This is a genomic window from Streptomyces sp. NPDC047061, assembly GCF_040643955.1.
Lineage (GTDB): Bacteria > Actinomycetota > Actinomycetes > Streptomycetales > Streptomycetaceae > Streptomyces.
In genome coordinates, this window is record NZ_JBEYVI010000040.1 from 1 (window position 1) to 10322 (window position 10322).

The 10322-nt window shown below is 71.7% G+C and carries 6 protein-coding genes; all 6 read left to right on the plus strand.

The window, feature by feature from the left end; translation table 11 throughout:
- Window positions 1–1818: 1818 nt before the first annotated feature.
- The 6 genes from ABZ887_RS39760 to ABZ887_RS39785 all read left to right on the plus strand — a co-directional run bounded on the left by ABZ887_RS39760 (window position 1819) and on the right by ABZ887_RS39785 (window position 10197).
- Window positions 1819–3045, plus strand: a complete 1227-nt coding sequence (locus ABZ887_RS39760; protein ID WP_361301220.1) for a Glu/Leu/Phe/Val dehydrogenase dimerization domain-containing protein — start codon at window positions 1819–1821, stop codon at window positions 3043–3045.
- On the plus strand, window positions 3042–3878 hold the full coding sequence (locus tag ABZ887_RS39765) for a DMT family transporter (protein ID WP_361301223.1): 837 nt from the start codon (window positions 3042–3044) through the stop codon (window positions 3876–3878). Before ABZ887_RS39760 ends, ABZ887_RS39765 begins: the two co-directional genes overlap by 4 nt.
- 51 nt (window positions 3879–3929) lie before the next feature.
- Complete coding sequence (locus ABZ887_RS39770) at window positions 3930–4328, plus strand: nuclear transport factor 2 family protein (protein ID WP_361301226.1); 399 nt, start codon at window positions 3930–3932, stop codon at window positions 4326–4328.
- Window positions 4329–4512: 184 nt separating this feature from the next.
- Window positions 4513–5838, plus strand: a complete 1326-nt coding sequence (locus tag ABZ887_RS39775) for a hypothetical protein (RefSeq protein ID WP_361301229.1) — start codon at window positions 4513–4515, stop codon at window positions 5836–5838.
- Window positions 5816–6232, plus strand: coding sequence for a hypothetical protein (locus ABZ887_RS39780; protein WP_361301232.1), 417 nt, complete (start codon window positions 5816–5818; stop codon window positions 6230–6232). The genes ABZ887_RS39775 and ABZ887_RS39780 overlap by 23 nt, the downstream gene beginning before the upstream one ends.
- Window positions 6233–7038: 806 nt before the next feature.
- Entirely contained in the window at window positions 7039–10197 is a 3159-nt protein-coding gene (locus tag ABZ887_RS39785) for a DEAD/DEAH box helicase (RefSeq protein WP_361301235.1), read from the plus strand.
- The last annotated feature ends 125 nt before the right edge of the window (window positions 10198–10322 follow it).

Sequence of the window (10322 nt, forward strand, 5' to 3'; positions counted from 1 at the left end):
GGGCCCCGCCGTCCGTCCCCACCCCCCCCCCCCCCTGCAGCGCTCCCCCCGGGGGTTATAAGCGGCGCCAACCCCCTCTCTCCCAACCCGGCGGTGCGTCGACGCACCGCTGAGTGGCACGAGGGGGCCACGGCCACCGCCGTCCGGTCCCGCGTCCGCCGTCGCGTTCGGCGCGCGGCCGCCGAGGGTGACCGCGCGCCGCGCACTCCCGGCGAGACGGCGGTGGCCCGGCGATGCCCCGAGCACATCGGGCGCCTGTGCGAATTCGGCCACCCGGTCGCTCGCCCGGTGGCCCTCGGCGCCTGCGGCCCCCGCGCCTTCCGCGACGTGGTCCTCGGCCCCGACCGGCCCGGGAGAACTGCCGCGCCCGCAGTCTGCCGGGCCGTCCGGGCGCCTCGATGCCGCGGTCGGCCTGCGCCTGCCAGGCGCGGTGGGCTTGCTGCCCGACGGCTCCTGCCGGACCTTCGCTCACTTCGGCGACCACCGGGTCTGCCGGTCAGGGGTCTTGAGACGGGTTGGGTGACGCCGTCGGCCATGTGGTTCAGCGACCCGGACCCGGGGGTGGAGTGGACGGTCGGCGGGGGAGAAGCGGGGGCGGCGGGGTCGCCGCCGTGCCGAACTGCTGCGACGCGGGCTGCTGCGGGCCGGAGGTGGGCAGAAGGTCGATGGCGCTGGTCGCGCCCAGCGGGTGTGGGGGTCGGCCGGGTGGGACGGAGGAGGTCCCCGCGAAGGCGGGACTCTCCCTCTCCCATGCGGGGCCGGAATCGCGATCGTCGAACTGTTCAGGGAGTATCGCGTCGAGGGCGAATGATTCGAGATTTTCCTGTGAGTTCTTGGCCTCCTGGCGGAGATCCTCACCGATGCCCGCAGCGTCGAGGGCCCTGGTGGCCGGGTCATCGAGGTCGAGAAACGGAGCGATCAGGAAACGTGGCACGGGCTGAGCACGGTCAGTCTCTTCTCGGTCCTTGGGCAAGAGCGTGACCAGTATCAGACCTCGTTCCGCAGGCAGATCCGCGGATTCCCCCCAGTAGGACCTGCAGGCCCGGCGGGGGAAGATCGGGCCACGAGAGCTGATTCGTCAGCGGCCTGTTCAGAGCAGCGTTCCGATGGTCCTCGTAGATCCCCCGAGCTGCAAAAGTCGCCTTCTCCAACTCCTCCCCCGTCAGAGGGGATCCGTTCATCCCAGAAGCTTCGGCGGTGCCTGGTTGCATGGCCGCTTCGCCGGAATTATCCAACTCTGCGAGCCTCTTCTTCTCCCTTCGCGCCCTTTGCGCTTCTCGGGATCTTGTAACTGTTCGCTTTTTCGCTCTGTTGCTCTGTCTATCCCTTCCATGCGTCTTCTGTAAGCTTCAGGGCTTTCCTCGGGCTGCGGATACCGCGTGGGGTGCACGCGCCTGCGTGTCCCGTCCCCGTCGCCACCAGAAGGCATCAATCGTCCTCTCTTCCAGGGTGTTCACCGGACTGTTCTCCGACTTCCCGCCGCACACGACGGTCCTGGGCGGCAAAGGGTTCAGTACAGCGCCGCATATGACCCCGCCGGCTGCGGACCGGACGTCCCCTCCCGGCGGTCCGACCAGAGATCCGGGGCTGCCCCTCGGGCCTCGCCCCATAGTCCGCCATGCCGACGTTCGATTCCGTCGGTCTCCCGCCCCGTCCCCTGAAGAGGGGCCCGGCATACCCAGGAACGGGGACTGCTCGACACCGCGTGTCTCCCCATAGCGTCGGTGCGCTCAGAAACACGGCTGCACCAGGTCGTCATCGACCGCGCAGGCGATCCGCAGCCTGTCCGCCTGTTGGTTTCGCCAGGAGTCCATCACAGTGAACAACCGCGTTCTCGCCCCGTTCTCCCCGCGCGTCGACGCCGCGCCGCGCCGCGCCCCGGAGGCGTCACTCACCTGGACCGATCCCGTCACGGGCCGTCAGGGCTTTCTCGTCATCGACCGGCTCGTCCGGGGCCTGGCCAGCGGTGGCCTGCGGATGCGCGAGGGCTGCCGTTACGAGGAGGTCAGGGAGTTGGCGGCGGCGATGAGTGTGAAGGAGGCCCTGCACTACGACCCCGCGGGCCGTTACCTCCCGATGGGCGGTGCGAAGGGAGGGATCGACTGCGACCCACTCAGCGGCGAGGCGCGCGGCGTGCTGTCCCGCTTCCTGACCTTCATCCGGCCGTACGTGGAGAACCACTGGGCGACCGGAGACGACCTCGGCACCACCACGGAACTCATCGACGAGGTGCTCGGCGAGCTGGGGGTGGCCGGCTGCATCGCCCCGGTCGTGCGCACCCTGGACGACCCGCGGGCGGCGCGGAAACGGTTCGCCGACGCGTTCGCCGTCGAGGTCGACGGCATCGGGCTCGCCGAACTCGTCGGCGGCTGCGGGGTCGCGGAGGCCGCCCTCACGGTCCTGGACCGGGACGGCATCCCGCGCTCGTCCGCCACCGCCGTCGTCCAGGGGTTCGGTGCCATGGGAGGGTCGACGGCCCGCTTTCTGCACGAGGCGGGGATCCGGGTGGTGGGGATCGCGGACGTCCACGGCACCGTCGCCAACCCGCGCGGCCTGGCCGTCGAGGACATGCTGCGCCATCGCCGGGCGTACGGGGTCATCGACCGCGGCCGGCTCGGCCCGGCCGACGTCCTCCTGGAGCGGGACGCCTGTCTGTCGCTCGCGGCCGACGTACTGGTCCCGGCCGCGACCTCGTACTCCGTCCACGAGGCCAACCAGGACCGGGTCGCCGCCCGTTACGTCGTGGAGGCGGCGAACCTGCCCGTGACGGCGGGTGCGGAGGAGCGGCTGCGCGGGCGCGGCTGTGTCGTCGTCCCCGACGTCGTCGCCAACTCGGGGACCAATGCCTGGTGGTGGTGGGTGCTCTACGGCGATGTCGCCCCGACCGCCGACTCCTCTCTGGCCAAGGTGCGTGGGGCCCTGCGCGGTCTGGTGACGGAGACGTTGAAGCTCGCCGAGGACGCGGTGTGCACGCCTCGTGAGGCGGCCCGTTACCTGGCTGATGCCAGGCGGGATGTGCTGCTGAGCCGCACGGGTGCCCGGTGATCACCACGCTGCTGGCCGCGGTGGCGGCGCTGGGCTGGGGCGCGGCGGACTACTGCGGTGCCAGGGCGTCGCGGGACGTACCGGCCGCTCGGGTCGTCTTCCTCTCCCAGGTGGTGTCCCTCCCGGTGGTCGCCGTGTGGCTGGCGGCGACCGCCGGGCACGGACCCGAACCGGCCGCTCTCGTCTGGGGGTTCGGGGCGGGCGCTCTTGGCCTGCTGGGGCTGGTGCTGCTCTACCGGACGCTGGCGGCCGAGGGAATCGTGCTGGTGGCACCCGTCACGGCGGTGACGGCGGCGGTTGTTCCCCTGGTGGTCGGACTGGCCCTTCAGACGGCGCCCGGCCCGCTCGCGTTGTGCGGTGTTGTGTGCGCACTGGTGTCGGTGGTGCTGGTGAGCCAGGCCGGGCGGATCCGGCGGGCCACCGTCGCGACGCGCACGCTGCTGCTGGCCCTGGCGACCGGCGGAGCACTCGGACTCCAGCTGGTGTTCATCTCCCATCCGGGACCGGACGCCGGCCTGTGGCCCCTGGTGGGCGCCCGTGCCGTCTCCATCCTGTGCGTGGCCCCGGGCGCGCTGCGCGGCCGGCCGAAGACGGGCGGCGCACCCGTGCCATGGCTGCCCGTGGCGCTGGCCGGGACGCTGGACACAGCCGGCTTCGCCTTCTACCTCTTCGCGATGGACGAGGGGCTGCTCAGCGTGGTCGGACCGGTCGTGTCGCTGTACCCGGCGGTCACCGTCGTGCTCGCGCTGATCCTCGACGGCGAGCGTGTCTCGCCGACGCAGGCGTTCGGGCTCTGTCTGGGGGCCGGAGCGCTGCTCATGGTCGCTCTTTAGGCACGTGGACACCTTTCACGCAGACGCAACTTTCCCTGGGAGTGACACGAAATGCGCGATGACCGAGAACAGGTGCTCCAAGCCGCCGACGCCCTCGTGGCCGCCTTCGCCACGGGGCAGTTGGACGCATACTTCGAGTCGTTCACCCCGGACGCGACCTTCGTCTTCCACACCACCGAGCGGCGCGTCGAGTCGGTCGCCGAGTACCGGCGCCTCTGGGCCGGGTGGGTGGCCGAGACCGGCTTCAAGGTGCTGGACTGCCGCTCCTCCGACCGTAAGGTCCAACTCTGGGACGGCACCGCGGTCTTCACCCACACCGTGGAGACACAGATCTCGACTCTCGGCGGTACCGAGACGCTGCACGAACGGGAGACCATCGTCTTCCGCCGCGGCGCGGACCGCCGCTGGCTCGCCGTACACGAACACCTGTCACCGGCCGTGCCACTCTGATCCGCGCCCAGGAGCCCACCCCGGACTCGCCGTCGGCCGACGCGGACCGTCATCGGCTGGAACCCACCGTCCCCTTGGCCGCTGACACGGGTTGAACCGTTACCCGGCGAATGCCGTTGTGTCCCCTACGGCCCTCATCACCGGGCCGGAAGGCCAGGACGGTGTCCGGGAAGAAGGGCTGAACATGCAGTACGGGGAAGAGCACCGCCGCACCGGTCCCGAGCACTCCGACCCGGAGGAGGACTTGACCTCGATCACCGCGGACCGTTCCGGATCCGGCTCCGCTCTCTACGCACCCGCCGAGGTCACCGGCGAAGAGGCGGTGGGCACCGCCTCCGGGCTCATCGTCCGTGAGACCGCGGCGGACCAGGTTCCGCCGCTTCCCGACGCGGAGAAGGCCCGTAGGTACCTCGACAGTAGGGGTGAGTACGCCGGTGGTCAGATCCACTTCGACGCCGGGCACTACCAGAAGCTCGTACTGGATGTCAGGCGCCGGGAGTTCTCCTTCCACTGTGACGACTGGCGGGTGCGCCGGAGCCCGAACGGGGATGACCGCTTCCCGCCTTCAGCTGGTATCTGGGCCCCGTTCCACTGGCTTCGCGTCGCCGACGTCCTGTTCTGGACGATCGATTCGCACCACAGAGTCGAAGAGCGCCCGTTCCTCACGCTGGAGGAGGGCAACGCCTTCGCGCGCGAAGTCGCTCCGCTCGCCGAGAAGCTGCTGCTGAACCTGCGGGCCGTCCCGGGCACCGACACCTATGACTGGAGCGCCGAGTCGGCCGGTGCGGGCATGGACATCCAGGGCGCCTGCAGCCGTCATCGTCATCGGCCGCTGGGACGCCGCCCGGAACTCGTGGACATGGCCGATGCCGTGTCCGTCCACCCCCGCCTCGTTCAGGACCGATGGGCCGGCCTCGACGACAGACAGCTTGACCAGGAGGCCGAGCGCCTCAACCGGCAGGGCCTGCACCAGTACCCGGCGATAGCCGAAGGCCTGGGAATCGACTCCCGCGTCCATGGCACGTCGCTCGTCGGGACCAGGGCATGGCTCTACGAATACCGGCTCAAGGCCGCCGCGGGCCGGCCGATGCAGAGCGCCGCGGCTTTCCTCGCCGCGCACCCGGGACTCGTCACCGCGGACACCACGGCGGCCGAGTTGGGGGCCGTGCCGGAGGCGGCATTCTCGGCCGCCGAGGCCGAGGAGATCGTGCTGCTCGGCAACACGGCCTACGAGGCGCACACCCGGCGTGAGGAACTGCGCAAGGAGGTCCTCGACGAACTGGCGATGTACGCCGGGGCCCGGGTGGCAGTCGAGGTCGCCGCGAAGTCGTACCGCTCCGCCGTCTACGCCCGCCTGTACCGCGCGTTCGCCTGGGACGACCGGCACAGCGGCAAACCCGCCGTCAGTGACAGCGACCTCGGCGAACTGGCGCACATGAGCAGCCATACGGTGGCCGGGCTGCGCGCGCGACTGGAAGGAGACGTCCATGATGCGAGCGCCGATGGCTGACCGGGGTGCCGCAGAAGGGTGTGACGGGACGCCGGCCGAAGGGGTCTACGCGGGCGCTCCGGACCTGCTTCAGGAGGCCACCGCTCTCACCCGACTCGCCGAGCGCTGGCGGGTCGAGGCCTGTGCCGCCGCCCTCAGAGGTGAGCCGTACGAGGTCGGCGACGTCCAGGAGCGTCTCTACCTGCTTCGACGGGCGGTCCTGTCCGACCGGCTGGCGCTCGTGTACCCGGACGACGAGAAATTCGTGATCGAGGCCGCGCACCTGGCGGACCGGCTGGCCGCGTTCGACCATGAGCACGGCACCCATCGGGGACCGATCGGACCGGGCACGATCACGTGGGCGCTCTCCGGCCGCCTCTATGTCCGCCAGGAATACGGCCACCGAGGAGAGTGATCATGCTCGACGCCGGTTGACCGGGCTCGGGTCGAGGGCCCGCGGCCGACCGGTGCGGGCGGGCCACGGACCGGGGAACCGGGCGGCCGCCTCCGGACACTTCCACGGGCGCGGGGGAACCGACAGCACCGAAACGCACGAACTCGCGCGTCAGGGCCCACCCCTCAGCACTCGATGATGTTCACCGCCAGCCCGCCCCGGGCCGTCTCCTTGTACTTGACGGACAAGTGGACGACTATTGATCATGATGTTGACCTGGGGTTTTGGCATGTCAAGGCTTGGCTTGAGTCACGCCGGGGACTTCGCGGGGACTTCTTGTCGAGGGTTGCCTACAGGGTATCCGATGGTGCGTGTCGCCTTGCAGCGCGGTCAGCTGTTGACCGGTGCCGGGGTGCGTCAGGGGGAGCGCATCGGTGCAGAAGGTGTGCGGTGGTCCGTGGGACACGGCGTCGGATTGCCCGGTGAGTGCGCCCGTGCTGTCGTTGTCGGGAACGAACAGCGTCCGAAGCGCTCCGGCGGGAGAACAGGTCCGGAAGGGCGGCGAGGCAGAGCGCCCCCTCGTGGATGTCGACCCGCATGGTGTCCCGCTACCAGAGCACAGGCCGTAGGCCGACGGGCTGGAGGGGCAAGGCCGCGCTGCTGGTTCGGCGTCCGCTCGCCACCGGCCGTCGCAACCCGGCTCGGACCGGTAGACGTGGCCGGCAGTCCGAGCGACTCCCATGGAGTCGCTCAGCAGCGGAACCCGTAGCGGTGGAAGACGCATGAACGGCCTGCGGACGTAGATCACGACATGCCACAGTCGCGGCATGCGCAGCGCGGACGGAGTGACGGACGAGGATGCCCCGACACAGTGCGGGACGGACGCGGAGGGATCCGTGGCCGAGGTGGCACGGCGGCGGTGGGGGGTGGCTCTGGGCGGGCCGTTCCCGGCGCGCTTCGCGGAGCCGGGATGGAGCTACGAGGAGCGGGTGGGGCATCGTTGTCCTGTCTGCGAGGGGGAGCTGGCTGCCCTGCGCAGGCCGTACGAGTCGCAGGGGCGGGTGTACCGGTACACCGCGCTGGTCTGCCCCGCCTGCCCCACCGCGTTCAGTCTCGCTGACCTGGGGGTGAAGACGTACGACCAGCTCACGGCCGTGGCCTCGGCATCCGCTCCGGTGCCGACGGGGCCGTGCCCGAGCGGATCCGGGGGCACGGCGACCGCGATCGGCGTCTCCGGGCGGTTCCCGGTGGCGGTGCGCGAAGGACGTCGTCCGGCGTGGCCGGAGGACATGGCAGTGCACGAACAGGATGAGAAGCGGGCCCTGTTGTGGTGCAAGGTGACCGATCCGGCATGGTGCCCGGCGGATGCTGCGGTCGCGGCGGCCGACGATGTGCGGGTGATCCTGCCCGAGGGGCCGGAGTACGACACGCTGCGGACCTGGCTCTGGGAGCACGACGTCCCGTACCGCGTCAGCCGCTATTGGAAGGAGGCCGAACAGGTCGGCACCGTGAACGAGTTGGGCGGTCGTACGGATCTGGTCGCGGTCGGTCCGGACGGGGCCGCCCCTGCGGCGGGGCTCTGGGCGGTGGCAGCCAGGGACGCGTTCGCCGCGCAGTGGGACGCGCTGGAGGAGTTGCCGGACAACGACGGCGACGCGTACGTGCCGGTCGAGGAGTTGGCGCCGGCCGAGTGGGCCGCGCTGCTGCCGCATCCGGCGTTCAATCCCGCGCAGGCGGCGGCCGTTCCGGTCGTACGGGAGGCGGCCGGGCATCTGATGACGGTGGCACCGACGGGCGCGGGCAAGACGCCGATCGGGATGGTCGCGGCGCTGGACGCGCACGCGAGGGGCCGCAAGGCGGCCTGGCTGGTGCCGCAGCGTTCGCTCACCGACGAACTCGACCGCGAGCTTCAGCTGTGGCGGAGCCGCGGCCTGCGGGTGGTGCGCCTGACCGGTGAGGCCGCCGTGGACACCGAGTTGATCCGGGCGGCCGACGTGTGGGTGGCGACCACGGAGAAGTTCGAGGCGATCTGCCGTGCGGGATCGCTGCGCGACGCGCTGGCCGAGGTGGGCTGCCTGGTCGTCGACGAGATCCATCTCCTCGGCGATCCGGTCCGTGGCGCCGTACTGGAGGCGCTGCTGGCCCGGGTACGGGAGGACGGCACGGGGACACGGATCGTCGGGCTGTCGGCGACGGTCGCCAACGCGGACGAGGTCGCCGACTGGCTGGGCGCCCGCCTGGTCCGTACCGCGTGGCGGCCCACCCGGCTGACCTGGCAGCTGCCCGTCCTGCCGCCGGCGGACGAGGGGGACTGGGCGGCGCGGGCCGCGGTCCGTACCGAGGCCGCCGTCCGGATCGCCCGCGAGGTCACCGCGGACGGCGGCAGTGTGCTGGTGTTCTGCGGCAGCAAGCGCAGGGTGCGGGCCACCGCGCTGGCGCTGGCCGCCGACCGGGGTGCGGCGACCGCCGGGGTGGACGCGGACGACACCGAACTCGTCGAGCGGCTGTGCACCAAGGCGGGTGTACGGCTGCACTACCGGGACTGGCCGTACAGGCGGGAGGCCGAGCGGGCCTTCCGCGCCCGGGAGGCGGACGTCCTGGTCGCCACCTCCACCGTGGCCGCGGGCGTCAACCTTCCCGCCCGCGCCGTGATCGTCAGCGACACCACCATCGGCCTGGACCGCATCGAGGTGTCCATGGTCCAGCAGATGTTCGGACGGGCCGGACGGATCGGCGCCGGGGAACGCGAGGGCTGGGCCTTCCTGCTCGCCGACCCGGCGGAACGGGCGCACTGGCAGGCCCGGTTGGCCGCCGGATACACGGTGCGGTCGCGGCTGGGCGACCACCTGTCCGACCACCTGCTGGCCGAGGCCGTCCAGGAACGGGTGTCCACCGTCGAGGAGGCGGAGCGCTGGTGGTCGGGGACACTGGCCGCGCATCAGGGCACGGCCGGCGCCGAGCCCCTGCGCGAGGCGGTCCGGTTCCTCACCGCGTCGGGCTGTCTGCGCGCCACCGTCGACGAAGGCCGCTGGGAGACGAGCCCGCTGGGCAGACTGACCAGCCGTTTCATGGTCGACGCCGCGCTCGCCGACGAACTGGCCACGGCGGTGAAGGAGTCCCCGGTGCCCGAGGACGCCTTCACCGCCGAACGGCTGCTGGTCGCTCTCCTCAGCACCCGCCTTCCGGCGCTCGCACAGGCGCCGTTCACCGACCGGGCCCGTACGGCGCTGCGTCGCGTCCTGCGCGAGACGGATCACGAGGAGCCCGAGGAAAGCGACGAGCCGGCCGAGGACGAACCGAGGCCGGAGGCCGGCGACCTCGCTCGCGCGGTACTCCACCTGGTTGCCGACCGCCCGGCTCTCTTCCGCGGCCGGCCCGGCTACGTCGTCGGCGTCCCGGTCGACTCCATGACCGGCATCCTGGACGAGGCCCAGCGCTACCTGGCCTGGCTCGGCGCACAGGGCCGCCTCGGCACGGTCCACCCCTGGGCTGCCGTCGTCGCCGGTGACCTGGCCCAGCGCATCCGGTGGCGCATCCTGGGGCCCGGCCGAGGGGCCGGACGGCTGCTGTGGATGTGCGAGCGGATGGCCACCGCCCCGCTCGCATCCGACCTCGTTCCCCGCATGTGGCGCGCGGCCCGCGCCCGGGGCGTCGACGCCCCCGACTGGAGCGGCACGACCCCGCCGGGCGACTGCGCCCTGACCCCGGACCGCTACCGCGCGCTGCTCGCGGAGCGCGCCACCGGAGTCCGCCTCGACCTTCAGGGTGACGCGGTCCGGGTGACGGCTCCGCCCGGCGCGATGATCCGGCTGTGGAACGGTGCGACCACCACGCTGCACATCGGCGATGGCGAGGAGACCACCCTGCTCCTGCCGCCGGACGATCCGTCCGACCTGTCGGCGGGGCGCAGCGGGACGGTGGTCTTCACACGCGGGGACCGGGTGGGGGCGGGGTGGCTCGGGGTGTACGCGGCGATCCGCACTTGAGCCGACCGGCAGATGGATTCCAACGGCGGTCGGTGTGAGATCGGCGCACGGTAGCACCGGTAGCGTGAGCCGGGGAGCGGGTTACACGCGCCGGCCGGGTTGCGGCAGACTGGTGCGGATCCGGT

Coding starts and splice junctions, on each gene's coding strand:
- ABZ887_RS39780 (WP_361301232.1), top strand. CDS start 5,816: ATGATGCGAGCGCCGATGGCTGACCGGGGTGCCGCAGAAGGGTGTGAC.
- ABZ887_RS39785 (WP_361301235.1), top strand. CDS start 7,039: ATGCGCAGCGCGGACGGAGTGACGGACGAGGATGCCCCGACACAGTGC.
- ABZ887_RS39775 (WP_361301229.1), top strand. CDS start 4,513: ATGCAGTACGGGGAAGAGCACCGCCGCACCGGTCCCGAGCACTCCGAC.
- ABZ887_RS39770 (WP_361301226.1), top strand. CDS start 3,930: ATGCGCGATGACCGAGAACAGGTGCTCCAAGCCGCCGACGCCCTCGTG.